Source organism: Mesorhizobium sp. M0140, from assembly GCF_040322475.1.
Taxonomy (GTDB): Bacteria; Pseudomonadota; Alphaproteobacteria; order Rhizobiales; family Rhizobiaceae; genus Mesorhizobium.
Map to the genome: position 1 here is coordinate 50,057 of NZ_JAMYTM010000010.1, position 16,068 is coordinate 66,124.

Here is a 16,068-nt window from a genome sequence, read left to right on the forward strand (position 1 = left end):
GGTCGCGAAGGCCGCCTTTTTCAGGTGCTCCAGCCCTTGCTGAAAGCATTGGTGAACACGACCTCGCCATTATCGCCGATCGCCTCGCCCAGCACCACGTCCATGCCGTTGCTGGTCACCCTGGCCAGGGCGAAACCGCCCATATAGGCAGCCTTCGGCTTGAACAGGTCGATCCCGTCCCTGCGATAGATCAGCGGCGTTTCGTGCTGGTGGCCATGGAAAATGCCGACGACATTGTAGCCCTTGAGCGCCGCCAGCAGCGCCTGCCGGTCGGCCTCGCTCCACCAATGCGGCGCACCGGTGCCGTCATCATCAAAGTGGCTCCTGGCGGCATCCCAGCGTTCCACCGAGAAAGTGTCCCAGCCATAATGCTGGAACAGGACGACCGGGCGGCCGTCCGCCGCATAGGTCGCCAGGTCCTGCTTCAGCCATGGCAGGCTGCTCTCGGCACCGTGGCCGGTATCGCCGGCGAAACGATGCGTCTGGATCAGATGCAGGCCGCCCCAGTCCCAGGAGTAGCAGTCGGTGTCGACATCATAGTCGGTGGCCGGCACTGGCGGCTTGAAGAACACGCCGGCGCGATGGTTGACCTCGACATAGTCGCGCAGTTCGCGCCGGTACCAGTCGACATGGTGCGGCGGCCCGTTCTGGTCGAGATCATGGTTGCCGAGCCCGACATAAACCGGCATGTGCACGCGATCCGGACCGACGCCTTGGCTGTAGCGCTGGCTGAACTGGAGCAGTTGGGTGCCCTCGCTCGGCTGGGTGATCTGGCCGCCGCCATCGTCGGTGATGTCGCCGCCGACGACAAGGCCGAGCGGCGCGCCTATCTTGCCGGCCGAACGCAGGCCGGTGGCGACGCCATTGATCTCGGCCGGCCAGTCCTTGTCGCCAAGCGCATTCAGCACCGCCACGTTGCGCAGCAGCGCGGCGTCGGTCTTGCCTTCTTGCAGGCAGTTGGGGCTCAAGCCGCTCGCCATGCGGCAGGCATGGACATCGGCGATGAACAGGAAGGTGGCGTCGATCGACTGGACGCGTTGCCCGGTCTGGCCTAAGGCCGGCCGCGGCAAGGCGCCGGCCGCGGCAAATCCTGCAGCTTGTACCAGGAAGTTGCGTCGGGAAAGCGATCCAGTCGAACGGCGATTCATCATCTGCTGATTCAGCATGGACAGCAGCCGGTCGTCCAGCGCCTCTGCGCCATCATCGACATGACGCCACGGGTCTGGCATGTCTCGCTTGCGCAAGCGCATGCCGCCGGTTGCGTCGATGCCAAGTCCGCCAGGAAGGGTTTCGTTCTGGCGAGATCCGGCATCCAGAGCGAATTTCGGCCCGTGGCCGGCGGGATGATGTCGGTTGCCAACACCTACGAATCGCAATCGCCCCAGACCCAATATCTGTTCGCCGGCCTGATCGAGGTGTTTCGCGACAGCGACACCGGCCGCCAGGCGATGATCCCGTTTTCCGATCTGCGAAAGCTGTTCCCGCTGAAGGCGGGGGCAAAGGCCGCGATAGAGTTCGTCGAGCTGTCGCCGAACAAGCCGCCGAAGGGCACCAAGACGCTGAGCCTGGTCGTCAAGGGCAAGGAGACATTCCGTCTGGGCGATTGCAAATACAATGTCCTGGCGGTCAAGGAGACCTTCAAGAACGGCGCCGGCGAGACGCTGGACTCATTCACCACCCTCTATGCGCCCGATCTGCAAGCCGCGCTCGCGCGGCGCTACGATGAAGGCACCAGTTCGGAATCCGTCAACGGCTACGAGACGATCAAGCCGCTGGCCGAGTAGGTTAAGAGCCCAGGCTTCTTCGCTTCCCCCTCGTGTCAGCCAGAGCGAAGCCGCAAGGTCGAGAGAAGTGGCTGCGTCGCGATCCTGCACACCCCCCTCTGTCCCGGACATCTCCCCCGCAAGGGGGGGAGATTGGCTGTCACACCGGCTTTCGCCAATCTCCACCGGTGAAGGTACGAGCGAGCGCCGATGCTGCAGATCTCCCTCCTTGCGGGGGAGATGGCCGGCAGGCCAGAGGGGGGTGCTGTCCCGCCGACATCAAATAATTCTCGGCCGTGGCAGTATCCTGTTGCGTCGCCTGGCAACCAAGCCGCCCTGCGACGGCGCGCTGCGCTCCAGCCCCGCCAGGCAATCCCGCAGCACACCGGCATCCTGCGCCGTCTTGGCCATCGACATCGCCCCGGAATAGGCGGCGACCGTCAGCGCGGCGAAGCGTTCGGGGTCCGTGCCCTCGTCCTTGCCCGCCTGCTGGTCGGCACGCACCTTGTCGGCAATCGCCCGCCGCCACCCGCCAAAGATATCGGCAAGGGCAAGGCGGAAATCGGGATCGGCAAGCGACAGTTCGTGCGCCAGATTGTTGAGCGGGCAGCCGCGCACGAACCCCTGCTGCTCCAGTTCCGCCGCCACGGCCTCGAACACGGCGCGCACGCCCTCGCGCGCCGATGCCGCCGCCAGCACCGGCGCGATCCATGTCTCTTCGACCGCTGCCGCCACACGCTCGTCGATCACAGCCAGCGCCAGCGCCTTCTTGGTCGGGAAATGGTGATGCAGCGCTCCGCCGCTGACATCAGCCGCCGCCATCAGATCGCCGATACTGGAGGCGTGATAGCCGCGCGCCTGGAACGCGTCCTCGGCGACATCGAGCACTTTCTTGCGCATGCCCTCAGGGTCGTTGATGCGTTTTCCCGGGCGCGGTTTTGGCTGGACGGTCATCTCTGCTGACATTGCCGAACTTTAGCATGTTGACAAAACAGGACAACCGGTCTGTTTTACAAAACAGGACGATCACTCTGTTTTAAGGAGAGTGCCGGATGAACCTGCCCCAGAACGTCGCGACGAAACCCTCAGCGCTCGCTTCGCCTGTCGTCGAGCTTCGGCAATACACGCTGAAACCCGGCCGGCGCGACACGCTCATCGGCATCTTCGACAGCAGGCTGATCGAGGGCCAGGAGGACGCCGGCATGACCATCATCGGCCAGTTCCGGGACCTCGATCGGCCTGACATGTTCGTCTGGATGCGCGGCTTCGACGGCATGGATGCGCGGAAAAATGCTCTCGCCGCTTTTTATGGCGGGCCGGTCTGGGCGGCGCACAGTGATGCGGCCAACTCAACGATGATCGATTCCGACGATGTGCTGCTGCTCAAGCCGGCGTGGCCGGGCGCCGGCTTCGACCTCGCGGGCAAGCAGCGGCCAAGCCTGGCCGATGACGAAAAGCCCATTCAAAACAAACCGCTGACCGGCATCGTTGTCATCGAGATTCATCATTTGCAGCCCGGCACAGAGGCTGATTTCGCCAATCGCTTCGAGACTGAGACGGCGTGCCTGATGACGGCCGACGCACGCCTGTTCGCCGCTTTCGTTACCGAGCATGCCGAAAACAGTTTTCCGCGCCTGCCGGTACGGGCTGATGAAAGCGTCTTCATCAGCGTCATGGGTTTTGCCAGCACCGAGGCGCATGCCCGCCACCAGGCCGCCCTCGCCGCTTCTCCGGCATGGCAGGATTTTTGGCAGGCCGCGCAGCTCGGCCTGACCAAACCAACGGAGACTTTGCGGCTGTCGCCGACATCGCAATCATTGGTCGGGCGCTATTCCTAAAGCGCGTCGACGCGCTTTAGGAATAGGCCTTTTTTGTGCATGTCGTTCTCCCAAAACCGGGGGCACTTTTGGGCGACATGCATCAGACTTCAAACGCCTCGAAGATGACCTTCGCCACGAGGCCTGGATCTTCCCAATGCGGGTTGTGGCCACAGCTCTCGGCCCGAACGAAGACGGCTCCGGCAAGAGCGGATTGCAACGCCTGCTGGTGCGCCGCGCCGAACAGCGGGTCGCAGGCCCCGGCGATGATCAGCGTCCGGGCCTGCACGGCCCGCGCAGCATCGGTCAGGTCGGCGCGGCGGATTTCCTCGAGAATCGCGCGCCAGCGCGGGATCGGCATCGCCGAGGCCTCTTGCGCCAAGCCGGTGAGAAAGGCTGCGGGCACGTCGGGACGACAGGCATGCCACCAGGCATAGAACGGATCGGTCGGCGATATCGGATCTCGCAGGGCCTCGACGCTCACCACCAGCGGATGACCCGGCGCGAAATCGGGCTTCAACGTGCCGGCCAGGACCACCAGCCCGCCGATCAACTCCTTGTGCCCCGCAGCCAAAGCGACAGCCACCATGGCGCCCAGCGAATGGCCGACGACGACCGGTCGGTCGAGTTGTAAACTCTGGATCAGCCCGGCGATATCATCGGCAAGATCGGCGATGCCGCAGTTCTTGCCAGCCTGCGAGGCGCCGTGGCCGCGCAGATCCGGCATGATCAGACGGCGGCCGGCCAGATATGGCACCAGAAGCGAAAAACTGCGGCTGGTGTCGGTGAAGCCGTGCACCAACAGAAGTGCCGGCTCGGCGCCCGATATCTCGACATAGGCGATGTCGAGATCGCCGACAGTGACGAACTGCTTGCGGCCGGCCCAGGCGCCCTGCTCCGCCACCACAGCCTGCTTCGGCAAGTCATCGAGCGCGGCCGCTCTCACAGGCCGAGCTTTTCCTTGACTGCGGCGAGGCCCGGCTTGCCGTCAAAAGTGGTGACGCCGGCGAGCCAGGCGTCGAGGCGGCTTTTGTTCGCCATGATTGCCTTCAGCGCACCGTCCTCCGGCTTCATGCCGTCATTGATCAGATAGCCCATGCCGACATTCTCGAAATCGATGTCGAAGGCGAGGTTCCTGAGGAATTGCGCGACGTTCGGGCATTGCTGCAGATAGCCCTTGCGCACCTGCGTCGTCACGGTCGCGGCGCCGAAATTCGGGCCGAAGAACTTGTCGCCACCGGTCAGGTACTTGAAGTCGTACATCGTGTTCATCGGATGCGGCGCCCAGCCCTGGAAGACGATGAACTGCTTTTCCTTGATCTCGTAGCCGACCTCGGAAAGCATGCCGGCTTCGCTGGACTCGACCACTTGCCAGCCGTCCAGGCCAAAGGCGGGATCGGCGATGGCGTCCATCATCAACTGGTTGGAGCCGGGCTCGATGCCGTACATTTTCTTGCCGAACTTGTCCGCGAACTTGTGCAGGTCGGAGATATCCTTAACGCCGGCCTCCCAGACATAGGTCGGCACGGCGAATGTGTATTTGGCGCCTACGAGATTGACGCGCACATTCTCGACCGAGCCGTCCTTCTTGTAGGGCTCATAATAGGTGACCATGGCCGGGTCCCAGTAGCCCAGGAACAGGTCGAGATCCCTGTTCTTCATGCCCTCGTAGATGACGTTGATGCCAAGAACCTGGCTTTGCGGCTGATAGCCGAGCGCCTGCAGCAGGACATTGGCGACCGCCGTGGTGAAGGCAAGGTCGTTCCAGCCGGGTTCAGCCATGCGGACAGTGCCGCACTGCTCGGCCTCGGCTGCCTGGGCCGCATTCGAGGCCAATATCAGCGCGGCAAGACAGACGCCATTTGCAAGCATGCGCAACATTTCGGTTCTCCTCATTGTGATCAAATTGACCGATTGGTCTTTTTATTGTCCCACGGGTCAATGATTGATCTGAGCGGACGAAAATGTCAACGTGGATTCGCCATGCATGGACCGACCCCGTGAAACTCAAGCGTCTCAGCGAGATACGCCGCAAGGAGCTGCGGCAGGCGGCCTTCGCGGTGCTGGAGCGCGAAGGCATTGCCGGCGCGACCCTGGAAAAAGTGGCCGCCCAGGCAGGTGCCTCCAAGGGCATCGTGCTGCACTATTTCCGCAACAAGCAGGAATTGTTCGAGCACGCGATGCGCGAGGCCAATGCCGTCCTGTGCCAGGCGGTGATCGCGCGGCTTCGCCGGGCGCGTACGCCGATGGAGCGCATGGATGCGGTGATCGAGGGCAATTTCGAGGAGCATCTGTTCCAGCCGCCTCTGTGCCATGCCTGGCTGTCGCTCTGCGCCGAGGTGCCGCGCGACGAGAAGATGGCCCGTATCCAGCGGGTGATCCATGCGCGCATGCGCTCGAACCTGTTGTCGGGCCTGCACGGCCTCGCCTCGCCTGGAGACGCCGACGACATCGCGCTTGGCGTCACGGCGCTGATCGACGGGCTTTGGCTGCGGCTCGGCCTGCAGCCAGGCAGCGTGTCGCGGGAACAGGCGGTCCGCCAGGTCAAGAATTATGTCGCGGGTCGGTTGACTTTGGGGAAGCTTGCGACCGCCGGGGCTTAAACCAACTCGGCTGGCCTGCCGGATGGCAACGGTCGAAGTTCATACCGGGGGATAGGCCGACGGCTTGACCGCGGCCGCCACTATACGGCGATCTCGACGACGACTAAATCTCGGAGCGTCCCATGAGACTTCACAACAAGCGCGCGCTGGTCACCGGTGGCTCGGACGGCATCGGCCTGGCGATCGCCGAGGCCTTTTCGCGCGAGGGCGCGGACGTCCTGATCGTCGGCCGCGACACCAAGAAGCTCGACGCTGCCCGCGAGCAACTCGGCGGCACTATCGAGACGCTGTCGGCCGATCTTGCCACATCGGCCGGCATCGCGGCCGTCGTCGAGCATGTGAAAAAATCGGGCAGGCCTCTCGATATCCTCGTCAACAATGCCGGAGTGGCTTTCCTGGTGCCGTTCGAGACCGTCAGCGTGGCGCAGTTCCAAGAATCCTTCGCGCTCAATGTGGCGGCGGTGTTCTTCCTCACGCAGGGCCTGCTGCCGCATCTGGCGGCCGGCGCATCGGTGATCAACATCTCGTCCTATTTCGCCAACAAGATGATCCCGAAGCGGCCGTCGAGCCTCTATTCCCTGTCGAAAGGCGCGTTGAACTCGCTGACCAAATCGCTGGCCTTCGAACTCGGCCCGCGCGGCATCCGCGTCAACGCCATCGCGCCCGGCACGGTCGACACAGCCATGCGGCGCAAGACCGTCGACAATTTGCCGGCCGAGGCAAAGGCCGAGCTGAAAGCCTATGTCGAGCGCAGCTATCCGCTTGGCAGAATCGGCCGCCCCGACGATCTGGCCGGTATCGCGGTCTATCTGGCCAGCGAAGAGGCCGCCTGGACCAGCGGTGGGATCTTCTCCGTCGACGGTGGCTATACCGCGGGGTGATCCGTCCGGTCGCCAGACCAGGCGCCGGCATTTTCCGCGGCGCCGCTTTCCACGAATCCGAGTGCGCCTACCGCCTCCAGGACCTGATCGCGAACCCAGCGATGGGGTGGCTCGTTGTCGTGGCGCGCGTGCCAGTACATCCTGATTTCCGGAACAGCAATGGGAAGTGGCGGTTCAAAGATGACGAGCGGCAGGGTCTTGGCCGCCCAAACCGCGAACTGCCTGGGAACTGCCGCCAGGTGGTTTCCGTTTGCCACTGCCAATGCGACAGCCTGAAAGTGCGGCAGGGCCAGGCTTACACGGCGCGTTCGTCCGATCTTGCGGAGCGCCTCGTCGGTGGAGCCCGACATCGAGCCATCGATAGAACGAAGAACATGGGGCAGTTCGCAGAAGAGCTCGATCGGTAGAAGCTCGCCTTCCATGATCCCCGCCTGCCTGATCGCAGCGTTGTCGCTCGCGGCGATGATGGCGAATGGTGAATGGAACAGAGGCGTGCTTGAGACCCAGTCGGAGACCTCCAGCGGACGCTCGAGCGCTACGTCGATTTCATCGTCCTGGAGCAGCCGCGAGACGTCGCCGCGCGCGCTGTCGAGAAACCTTAGCGACGCGCGCGGCGCGGCACCCGCGATGCGCGCCGCTAAAGTTGGCATCAGCATCATGGAAAAGAAATCCGCACCCATGAACGTGAAGGTTCGCTCCAGTTCCACCGGATCGAACGCCTTGGCCGAGTGGAAGACGCGTTCGATTTCACGAAGCGCCACGCGTAACGGCTCGGCCATGCTCTCGGCGCGTGGCGTCGGCATCATGTCATTGCCCCGTCGCACGAACAGCTGGTCGTTGAGGAGATGCCGCAAGCGATTGAGCGCAGCGCTGACGGCAGGCTGGCTGAGGCCGATCTGCTCGCCGGCACGCGTAACGCTTCTCTCCCGCAGAAGGGCGTCGAACACCCTGATGAGATTGAGGTCGAGCGCGTTCAAATTCATCGCATCAATTCGCCCCATACGATCATTCGATTTCCGTTGTCGGCATATCCCTGGCTAGATCGTCATCGGCCCAGCAGGCACAGGCAACAGGAGGATCAGACGGCCATGACAATGACCCCCGGCACGATCACAGGCAAGGAACTCTTCTGGTTCAACAACACGCTTGTCGCGATCCACGTCTCGTCGGCGGCAGGAGAGGACGGCACCTGCGTCGTCGAGCATCGCATGCCCTATGGCGACTCCCCGCCCCTGCATGTGCATCGCAGGGAGGACGAAGTGTTTCACATCCTGGACGGGAGACTGCGCTTTCAGATCGACGGCCACGAACGCATTGCTGAAGCCGGCGAAACCGTCATTGCGCCGAAAGGCCTGCCGCACACCTACCGGGTCGAATCGCGCGAAGGCGCGCGTACGCTCACCATCACGCGCGGTTCGGATTTCGAGACGATGCTGCGTCAGGCGAGCCGTCCCGCCGAACAGCCGGAGGTGCCGCCGCAGATGCAACCGACACCGGAAATCATCGCGGCACTGGTGCAGCTCTGCGCAGAAAACGGCATCGACATTGTCGGTCCGCCGCTAGGGTGAGAGGCCGAAACCGCGCATTCTTTCCCTTCTCCCCTTGTGGGAGAAGGTGGCCGCGAAGAGGTCGGATGAGGGGTGTTCCAGCTTGGCGCCGACGGCACTCCGTCACCCACCCCTCAACCGTCTCGGCGCTGCGCGCCGATCCACCTTCTCCCACAAGAAGGGGAGAAGGCGAGAAGCGCCGCACCTTCAACCGATTTGCATCCTCGCCGTCCGCAATCTCCGCTTGAAGCCGTTTGTGCAACGCGATACGCCGTTGCCGACTTCGACAAGGAGAGACCCGTGACCGCTGCAAAGACCAGAACCGAAACCGACACGTTCGGCCCGATCGAAGTCGCCGCCGACCGCTATTGGGGCGCGCAGGCGCAGCGTTCCCTTGGCAATTTCAAGATCGGCTGGGAAAAGCAGCCGGCATCGATCGTGCGCGCGCTGGGCATCGTCAAGCGGGCCGCGGCCGAAGCCAATATGGACCTTCAGCGGCTCGACCCGGCGATCGGCAAGACGATTGTCGAGGCGGCACAAGAGGTCATCGACGGCAAGCTCGACGACCATTTCCCGCTCGTGGTCTGGCAGACCGGCTCGGGCACGCAGTCCAACATGAACGCCAATGAGGTGATCTCCAACCGGGCGATCGAGATGCTGGGCGGCGTCATGGGCTCCAAGAAGCCGGTGCATCCCAACGACCACGTCAATATGAGCCAGTCGTCGAACGATACCTACCCGACGGCCATGCACATCGCCTGCGCCGAACGCATCGTGCACGATCTGTTGCCGGCGCTGAAGCACCTGCACAAGGCGCTCGCCGCCAAGAGCAGAGAGTTCAATCACATCATCAAGATCGGCCGCACGCACACGCAGGATGCCACCCCCCTCACGCTTGGCCAGGAATTTTCGGGCTATGCCGCGCAGGTTGCCTCGTCGATCAAGCGCATCGAGCTGACATTGCCAGGCCTGCAGGAACTGGCGCAAGGCGGCACCGCCGTCGGCACCGGCCTCAACGCGCCGGTCGGCTTCGCCGAAAGGGTGGCGGATCGCATCGCCACCATCACCGGCATCGCCTTCGTTACCGCACCGAACAAGTTCGAGGCGCTGGCGGCCCATGATTCCATGGTGTTTTCGCACGGCGCCATCAATGCGGCTGCCGCAGCACTCTTCAAGATCGCCAACGACATCCGCTTCCTCGGCTCCGGCCCGCGTTCGGGCCTCGGCGAACTGTCGCTGCCCGAAAACGAGCCGGGCTCGTCGATCATGCCGGGCAAGGTCAACCCAACCCAATGCGAGGCGATGACGCAGGTCTGCGTTCAGGTGTTCGGCAACAATGCCGCCCTCACCTTCGCCGGCAGCCAGGGCCATTTCGAGCTCAACGTCTACAACCCGCTGATGGCCTACAACTTCCTGCAGTCGGTGCAGCTGCTGTCCGACGCATCGGTCTCCTTCACCGACAATTGCGTCGTCGGCATCGAAGCCCGGGAAGACAACATCAAGGCGGCACTCGACCGCTCGCTGATGCTGGTGACGGCGCTGGCGCCGACCATCGGCTACGACAATGCCGCCAAAATCGCCAAGACCGCGCACAAGAAGGGCACCACGCTGCGCGAGGAAGCGCTTGCCACCGGGCTGGTCAGCGAAGCCGATTACGACCGGCTGGTGCGGCCGGAGGACATGACGCATCCGGGGTAAGCAATTCCAGGAAAAATGTCTTGCGGTTTTCCGTCCGGAATTGCGTCAACAAAAGCCCGGTATTTGGCGACGGGAGAATTTACTCCCGTCACGACCTGACCCGAAGCGAATTTTGCGCGGGCCGCCCGATCACGGAAACGTAAGTACTGTGAACAATGTGTCGCCAACCTGGTGGCTTTGGTGAACAGTCGGCTTGCTCTATCTCCCCGGTATCAACCCCTTCCGGAGAGCCACCATGTCCATCAACACTTCAGTCGCCGGTTCCGGCGCATCCAATGCCTCGACCACCATCCTCATCGGCCGCGTCCTGCTTGCGGTCATCTTCCTGCTTTCAGGTTTCGGCAAGCTGGCCGCCATCGCCGGCACGGCCGGCTATTTCGGCAGCCTCGGCCTGCCCTTGCCGACCGTAACGGCCATTGTCGTCGGCCTGATCGAGCTTCTCGGCGGCCTCGCCATCCTCGTCGGCTTCAAGACCCGGATTGTCGCCTGGGTGCTGGCGATCTTCACGGTCGCTACCGGCTTGGTCGCCCACACCGGTTGGGCTGACCAGATGCAGATGATCCAGTTTCTCAAGAACCTCGCCATCGCTGGCGGCTTCCTCGTGCTGGCTTCCTCGGGCGCCGGTGCCTATTCGATCGACGCCAAGCGCGGCTGAGCCAAAAACTGGCAATAGCCGAACGAAAGAGCGGCGCGGAATTTTCCGCGCCGCTTTTTCGTTGTTGGTACATGCCCGCCGATCGGTCGGCCGGAGTTTTCTGCTAGAGCAGTTCACCGTTTCACGGAAACGGCCAACCGCTCTAACTCTTTGATTTGACACAATTCTGGGCGGAAAACCGTTTCACACTTTTCCTGGAATTGCTCTAGGATCGGGGCATCGGACGAGGCCGGCCGGCGGCCGATAACGGAGGTGAACATGCCCCGCAACGCGCTGCTCCTGCTCTCCCGGCTGCTGCTCGCCGCCCTGTTCGTGCCCTCCGGTTTCCAAGCTTTGAGCGATATTGCCGGCACGACAGGCTATTTCGCCGGCCTCGGCCTGTCGCTGCCGACGCTTGCCGCCTGGGGCACGGGACTGTTCGAACTGATCGCCGGGCTGCTCATCCTGGTCGGTTTCCAGACCCGGATCGCGGCGCTGCTGCTCGCCGCCTTCTGCATTGCCGCCGGTTTCATCGGCCATTACGGCCAGGGCGGCGGCGACGCGATGCTCGCCTTCCTGCACCAGCAGATGCTGATGAAGGACATTGCGATATCAGGGGGGTTCGTTGCGTTGGCGATGGCCGGTGCGGGAGCCTGGTCGGTCGACGGACGTGGTTTGGCCTGACGGACTGGGTTGGAAACGTCGACGGGACAGCACCCCCCTCTGTCCTGCCGGACATCTCCCCCGCAAGGAGGGAGATCGGATGTCATCCAGGCTTTCGCCAATCTTCAATGTTGCAAGAAAAAAGCACCGACGACGAAGCAGCCAATCTCCCCCCTTGCGGGGGAGATGTCCGGCAGGACAGAGAGGGGTGTGAAGAAACTCGACCGAGCAGGTTCTAATCCGCTCTGCTCCGACTCTACTTCACCGACCCACTGGGCCCACCTTCGACGGCCAACACCAGCCGGCGGTTGGTGATCCTGGCCAGTTGCGCCAGGCGCCCGGCCGGCCGCTCGCCATAGAGATCGGCCAGCGATGCCGGCAAGACCAGCGCCAGCACGCCGTTGGCGCGCTGTTCCCATTTCAGCCTGGGCATGATGCCGGGCATCGACGCCGTCAGCAGGTAGACGACGCGCATCATCGCGGCGAGCACGCGCGCCCGCTCCAGATAACGCGGCGGCGCCAGCGCCTTGATCTCGGGGGCGATGGCTTCGTTGAAGATGCCGTCGTGACGATAGGCGTTGGCCATGGCCAGGAAAGCACGGCCGGGATGGTCGACGCCGAAGAAGGAGGCGTGCGCAATGATGTTGAGCGATTGCTTGCCGCGATATTCGGGATGCGCGCGCCAACCGATATCGGCCAGCAATGCGGCCGCGTGGCGGTAGCGCGCCTCGTCTTCGGTCTCCTCGATGCCGAAAGCGGCAAAGGTTTTGGCGGTCCAGTCGACGAGTTCATGCGCATGGGCGACGGAGCGTGAGCGCAGGCGGGCGAGTTCCTCCGAGGCCGAAATCAGCGGATCGGCCTTCTGCTCCGCCTCATCGAGCAGCGAATAGAGAAAGCCTTCGCGTACACCCAGAGCCGAAACGATGATCTTCGACGGCTGCATCGCCGCCATGATCTCCTGCAGCACGACGGCGCCATAGGGCAGCAGCGAACGGCGGTTCTTGGAAACGCCTTCGATGCCCTTGACCTTCTCGATCTCGGCCTTGGCCACCTGCTTGAGGAAATTCGCCGCGCTTTCGGCCGAGATCTCGTAATGGTGCATGACACCAAGCGGATAGTTGGTCATTTCCATGTGCAGCCGGGCAAGATTTCGCCAGGTGCCGCCGACGGCGTAGAAGGGCCGGCCCTGCCCGCCTTTCAACAGCTTCGCCTTCGCCAGTTCGTCACGCGCGATCTTCGCCGCCTGAGCCAGCGAGTTCTTCGCCATGTCCTGCAGGCGCAGGCCGCCCAACGGCAGCGTGATGCCGTCACCGATCGCTTCGCCGCTGACGTCGACCAGTTCGAGGCTGCCGCCGCCCAGATCGCCGGCGATGCCATTGGCCGGGTGGAAGCCGGAAATGACGCCGAGCGCGGAATAATAGGCTTCCTGACGGCCGCTGATGACACGGATCTCGGTCTTCAGCACATCCTCGGCGCGGTGGATGAAATCGGGGCCGTTGACCGCCTCGCGGGCCGCGGCGGTGGCCAGCACATACATATGCTCGGCGCCGGCCTGGTCGGAAAGCGCGCGAAAGCGGCGGAACTCCTCCATCGAGCGCGTCACCGCCTCGGGGTCGAGCTTGCCGGTCGACACGATGCCGCGGCCGAGACCGGCCAGCATCTTTTCGTTGAACAGCATGGTCGGCGAACGCGCCAGCCCCTCATAGACGACGAGACGGATCGAATTCGATCCGATGTCGATGATGGACAGCGGTCGGCGGTCCTGCAACCGGCCCTGGGAATCAGACAGCATCAGCCGGACGCTGCTGCGTTCTTCTTGCGGCGCTTGAACTGCGCAATGCGCTTGGGCGCATGCGACTTCAGCGCGTCACCCCGTCCCGACAGGCTCGGATTGGTCATGAAATATTCCTGCGCGTTGAACGGTTCCTCGCCCTCCTCCAGCACGACGCGCCGGGAGGTTCCATCAGCCAATACGTCGAAACTTTGCTGATTGTCCATGATGTTGCCCAGCATGATCTGGCCAAGGATCTGTTCGTGCACAGTTGGATTGGTGATCGGCACCATGGTTTCGACGCGGCGGTCGAGATTGCGCGGCATCAGATCGGCCGAGGAGATGTAGACGATCGCCTCGTCCGACGGCAGGCCGTGACCGTTGCCGAAGCAATAGATGCGGCTGTGCTCGAGAAAGCGGCCGACGATCGATTTTACGCGGATGTTTTCCGACAGGCCCGGAACCTGCGGCCTTAGGCAGCAGATGCCGCGCACGACCAGGTCGACCTCGACGCCGGCGCGGCTGGCATCGTAGAGCGCGTCGATAATGATCGGATCGACGAGTGCGTTCATCTTCATCCAGATGCGCGCCGGTTTCCCCTGCACCGCGTAGGCAATCTCGTCGGCAATGTGCTTCAGGATGCGACTTCTCAGCGTGAACGGCGAGATCGCCAACCGCATTTCATCCGTCGGCTCGGCATAGCCGGTGATGAAATTGAACAGCTGGGCGACATCGCGGGCAATCGTCGGATCGGTGGTGAAGAAGGACAGGTCGGTGTAGATGCGCGCCGTTACCGGATGGTAGTTGCCGGTGCCGAGGTGCACGTAGTTGCGCAGCTTGCCGTCCTCGCGCCGCACCACCAGCGACATTTTCGAATGGGTTTTCAGCTCGAGAAAGCCGAACACGACCTGCACGCCGGCACGCTCCAGGTCGCGCGCCCAGCGAATGTTGGCTTCTTCGTCGAAGCGCGCCTTGAGCTCGACCAGCGCGGTGACCGACTTGCCGGCCTCGGCCGCGTCGACCAGCGCACGCACGATCGGGCTGTCATTGGAGGTGCGGTAAAGCGTCTGCTTGATCGCCACCACTTCCGGATCGGCCATCGCCTGGCGCAGGAACTGCACCACGACGTCAAACGATTCGTAGGGGTGATGGACGACGATGTCCTTCTCGCGGATGGCGGCGAAACAATCGCCGCCATGCTCGCGGATACGCTCGGGAAAACGCGGATTGTAGGGCATGAATTTCAGGTCGTCGCGAGGGACGGCGACGATCTCGGAAATCTGGCTGAGCGCCAGCGGCCCGGTGAGCACGCTGATGCGGCTCGACGACACGCCAAGCTCGCCGGCGACGAAGTCGCGCAATTCGCCAGGCATCAGCCTGTCGAATTCGATGCGGATCACCGAACCGCGCCGCCGCCGCTTCAGCGCCGTTTCGAACAGGCGAACCAGATCCTCGGACTCCTCCTCGACCTCGATATCGCTGTCGCGAATGATGCGGAACGTGCCGGAGCCCTTGACCTCGTAGCCGGGGAAGAGCTTGCCGATATAGAGGCCGACCGCCTCTTCCAGCGGGATGAAGCGGACATGATGCTTGCGGTCCGGCAGACGGATGAAGCGCTTCAGCGCCACCGGCAGGCGCAGCAGCGCGCTCATCTCCTCGCCATTCTTGCGATGGCGCAATTGCAGCGCCATCGAGAAGCCGAGATTGGGAATGAACGGGAACGGGTGCGCCGGATCGATCGACAGCGGGGTGAGCACCGGGAAAACCTGTTCCTGGAAATGGTCTTCCAGCCAGATTTTCTCGTCCTTGGTCAGCGCATCGCGGGTGATGCTCTCGATGCCTTCCTTGTTGAGCAGCACGGTCAGCGCCGAAAGGCTCTTCTGCTGGTCTTCCTGCAGCCGCTCGACCTCGCGCAGCAGTTGTTCGAGCTGCTGTTCGGGGGTGCGCCCGTCAGGGCTCTTCAGCGTGATGCCCTCGCGCACCTGGCCGGCAAGACCGGCGACGCGGACCATGAAGAACTCGTCGAGATTGGCGGCCGAGATCGACAGGAAGCGAACGCGCTCCAGCAGCGGATGATTGAGGTTCAGCGATTCCTCGAGAACGCGCCGGTTGAACTGCAGCCAGGAAAACTCGCGGTTGACAAACCGGTCCGGGTTGCCGCCCTCCGGGCGAGCCACCTCGACGTTCACGAATTCACTCTGCACCGGCTTCAGTTCGTTCATGATTCCCGCTCTTCCCGTACCGTCAGCCGGTTAGCCGTCTTTATAGCGACCCATGGTCCCCCCGGAAACCGAACTCGGTTTTCGGTTCATGGGTTAACCGGCTTAACTTATCCTCTGACAGGCTTTTGCGACAGTTTCATTTCATCGAACTTGCAAAGAGGCCTGATATGATCCAGATGCAGACGAGACTGCGTTAAGGAGACGACGATGGCAGGCGGTTCCATTCCCCATTTTCAGAACGATGCGGGCTTTCAGGCAATCGACATCGGCGTGAAGGAATTCATGTGCACGGGCGCCAATCCGCCTTTCGACCACCCGCATGTGTTTCTGGACATGGGCGACGACAACGAAAAAGTCTGCCCCTATTGCTCGACGCTCTACCGCTATTCGCCGAAGCTGAAGGCGACCGAGACGTTGCCGGCCGGCTGCATCTATATCGACCAGGCCGCCTGAGTCCTTCGCGACAAGC

General features: G+C 63.0%; 16 protein-coding genes. 9 read left to right on the forward strand and 7 right to left on the reverse strand.

Annotation, left to right across the window (positions count from 1 at the left end; translation table 11 throughout):
- Positions 1-20 precede the first annotated feature (20 nt).
- A complete protein-coding gene (locus tag NKJ37_RS12510; protein ID WP_352442936.1) occupies positions 21-1,151 on the reverse strand; it encodes a metallophosphoesterase in 1,131 nt (376 codons plus the stop codon).
- 57 nt (positions 1,152-1,208) lie between these two features.
- Between NKJ37_RS12510 and NKJ37_RS12515 the strand changes: the two genes are divergently transcribed.
- Complete coding sequence (locus NKJ37_RS12515) at positions 1,209-1,784, forward strand: hypothetical protein (protein ID WP_352773904.1); 576 nt, start codon at positions 1,209-1,211, stop codon at positions 1,782-1,784.
- A 258-nt stretch (positions 1,785-2,042) separates the two neighbouring features.
- Here NKJ37_RS12515 and NKJ37_RS12520 read toward each other — a convergent pair whose 3' ends face one another.
- A complete protein-coding gene (locus tag NKJ37_RS12520) occupies positions 2,043-2,717 on the reverse strand; it encodes a TetR/AcrR family transcriptional regulator (RefSeq protein WP_352773971.1) in 675 nt (224 codons plus the stop codon).
- 98 nt (positions 2,718-2,815) lie between these two features.
- On the opposite strand from NKJ37_RS12520, the gene NKJ37_RS12525 reads away from it, so the two are divergent.
- Positions 2,816-3,601: an NIPSNAP family protein gene (locus tag NKJ37_RS12525; RefSeq protein ID WP_352773905.1), complete on the forward strand. Its 786-nt coding sequence runs from the start codon at positions 2,816-2,818 to the stop codon at positions 3,599-3,601.
- A gap of 82 nt (positions 3,602-3,683) precedes the next feature.
- On the opposite strand, the gene NKJ37_RS12530 is transcribed toward NKJ37_RS12525, so the two are convergent.
- Both NKJ37_RS12530 and choX read right to left on the reverse strand, forming a co-directional pair.
- Entirely contained in the window at positions 3,684-4,526 is an 843-nt protein-coding gene (locus tag NKJ37_RS12530; RefSeq protein ID WP_352773906.1) for an alpha/beta fold hydrolase, read from the reverse strand.
- Entirely contained in the window at positions 4,523-5,461 is a 939-nt protein-coding gene (gene choX / locus NKJ37_RS12535) for a choline ABC transporter substrate-binding protein (RefSeq protein WP_352773907.1), read from the reverse strand. The genes NKJ37_RS12530 and choX overlap by 4 nt, the downstream gene beginning before the upstream one ends.
- A gap of 83 nt (positions 5,462-5,544) precedes the next feature.
- Here choX and betI point away from each other — a divergent pair, with 83 nt between their 5' ends.
- Together betI and NKJ37_RS12545 are read left to right on the forward strand one after the other, a co-directional pair.
- Positions 5,545-6,183 carry a choline-binding transcriptional repressor BetI gene (gene betI, locus NKJ37_RS12540; protein ID WP_352773908.1) on the forward strand — a complete coding sequence of 213 codons (639 nt, stop codon included), beginning with the start codon at positions 5,545-5,547 and terminating at the stop codon, positions 6,181-6,183.
- 122 nt (positions 6,184-6,305) lie between these two features.
- Positions 6,306-7,064 carry an SDR family NAD(P)-dependent oxidoreductase gene (locus tag NKJ37_RS12545; RefSeq protein ID WP_352773909.1) on the forward strand — a complete coding sequence of 253 codons (759 nt, stop codon included), beginning with the start codon at positions 6,306-6,308 and terminating at the stop codon, positions 7,062-7,064.
- Here NKJ37_RS12545 and NKJ37_RS12550 read toward each other — a convergent pair.
- Positions 7,049-8,047, reverse strand: a complete 999-nt coding sequence (locus NKJ37_RS12550) for a LysR family transcriptional regulator (RefSeq protein WP_352773910.1) — start codon at positions 8,045-8,047, stop codon at positions 7,049-7,051. The genes NKJ37_RS12545 and NKJ37_RS12550 overlap by 16 nt on opposite strands.
- Positions 8,048-8,152: 105 nt before the next feature.
- Between NKJ37_RS12550 and NKJ37_RS12555 the strand changes: the two genes are divergently transcribed.
- From NKJ37_RS12555 to NKJ37_RS12570, 4 genes are all read left to right on the forward strand, one after another.
- A complete protein-coding gene (locus tag NKJ37_RS12555; RefSeq protein ID WP_031213895.1) occupies positions 8,153-8,632 on the forward strand; it encodes a cupin domain-containing protein in 480 nt (159 codons plus the stop codon).
- Positions 8,633-8,911: 279 nt separating this feature from the next.
- The gene (gene fumC / locus NKJ37_RS12560) at positions 8,912-10,309 is read left to right on the forward strand and encodes a class II fumarate hydratase (protein ID WP_352773911.1); all 1,398 of its coding nucleotides are present in this window, start codon (positions 8,912-8,914) and stop codon (positions 10,307-10,309) included.
- A gap of 235 nt (positions 10,310-10,544) precedes the next feature.
- Complete coding sequence (locus NKJ37_RS12565) at positions 10,545-10,964, forward strand: DoxX family protein (RefSeq protein ID WP_352773912.1); 420 nt, start codon at positions 10,545-10,547, stop codon at positions 10,962-10,964.
- A gap of 258 nt (positions 10,965-11,222) precedes the next feature.
- Positions 11,223-11,627: a DoxX family protein gene (locus tag NKJ37_RS12570; RefSeq protein ID WP_352442925.1), complete on the forward strand. Its 405-nt coding sequence runs from the start codon at positions 11,223-11,225 to the stop codon at positions 11,625-11,627.
- 235 nt (positions 11,628-11,862) lie between these two features.
- On the opposite strand, the gene ppx is transcribed toward NKJ37_RS12570, so the two are convergent.
- The gene (gene ppx, locus NKJ37_RS12575; protein ID WP_023814127.1) at positions 11,863-13,398 is read right to left on the reverse strand and encodes an exopolyphosphatase; all 1,536 of its coding nucleotides are present in this window, start codon (positions 13,396-13,398) and stop codon (positions 11,863-11,865) included.
- A complete protein-coding gene (locus NKJ37_RS12580; protein WP_292139843.1) occupies positions 13,398-15,599 on the reverse strand; it encodes an RNA degradosome polyphosphate kinase in 2,202 nt (733 codons plus the stop codon). Before NKJ37_RS12580 ends, ppx begins: the two co-directional genes overlap by 1 nt.
- A 207-nt stretch (positions 15,600-15,806) precedes the next feature.
- Here NKJ37_RS12580 and NKJ37_RS12585 point away from each other — a divergent pair, with 207 nt between their 5' ends.
- Positions 15,807-16,052: a zinc-finger domain-containing protein gene (locus NKJ37_RS12585; RefSeq protein ID WP_224696089.1), complete on the forward strand. Its 246-nt coding sequence runs from the start codon at positions 15,807-15,809 to the stop codon at positions 16,050-16,052.
- Positions 16,053-16,068: the final 16 nt, after the last annotated feature.

Bases quoted from the DNA above. Each gene is read 5' to 3' on its own strand.
- NKJ37_RS12510 (WP_352442936.1), bottom strand. From the start codon at position 1,151: ATGATGAATCGCCGTTCGACTGGATCGCTTTCCCGACGCAACTTCCTG.
- NKJ37_RS12515 (WP_352773904.1), top strand. From the start codon at position 1,209: ATGACGCCACGGGTCTGGCATGTCTCGCTTGCGCAAGCGCATGCCGCC.
- NKJ37_RS12520 (WP_352773971.1), bottom strand. From the start codon at position 2,717: ATGACCGTCCAGCCAAAACCGCGCCCGGGAAAACGCATCAACGACCCT.
- NKJ37_RS12525 (WP_352773905.1), top strand. From the start codon at position 2,816: ATGAACCTGCCCCAGAACGTCGCGACGAAACCCTCAGCGCTCGCTTCG.
- choX (WP_352773907.1), bottom strand. From the start codon at position 5,461: ATGTTGCGCATGCTTGCAAATGGCGTCTGTCTTGCCGCGCTGATATTG.
- betI (WP_352773908.1), top strand. From the start codon at position 5,545: ATGTCAACGTGGATTCGCCATGCATGGACCGACCCCGTGAAACTCAAG.
- NKJ37_RS12545 (WP_352773909.1), top strand. From the start codon at position 6,306: ATGAGACTTCACAACAAGCGCGCGCTGGTCACCGGTGGCTCGGACGGC.
- NKJ37_RS12550 (WP_352773910.1), bottom strand. From the start codon at position 8,047: ATGAATTTGAACGCGCTCGACCTCAATCTCATCAGGGTGTTCGACGCC.
- NKJ37_RS12555 (WP_031213895.1), top strand. From the start codon at position 8,153: ATGACAATGACCCCCGGCACGATCACAGGCAAGGAACTCTTCTGGTTC.
- NKJ37_RS12565 (WP_352773912.1), top strand. From the start codon at position 10,545: ATGTCCATCAACACTTCAGTCGCCGGTTCCGGCGCATCCAATGCCTCG.
- NKJ37_RS12570 (WP_352442925.1), top strand. From the start codon at position 11,223: ATGCCCCGCAACGCGCTGCTCCTGCTCTCCCGGCTGCTGCTCGCCGCC.
- ppx (WP_023814127.1), bottom strand. From the start codon at position 13,398: ATGCTGTCTGATTCCCAGGGCCGGTTGCAGGACCGCCGACCGCTGTCC.
- NKJ37_RS12580 (WP_292139843.1), bottom strand. From the start codon at position 15,599: ATGAACGAACTGAAGCCGGTGCAGAGTGAATTCGTGAACGTCGAGGTG.
- NKJ37_RS12585 (WP_224696089.1), top strand. From the start codon at position 15,807: ATGGCAGGCGGTTCCATTCCCCATTTTCAGAACGATGCGGGCTTTCAG.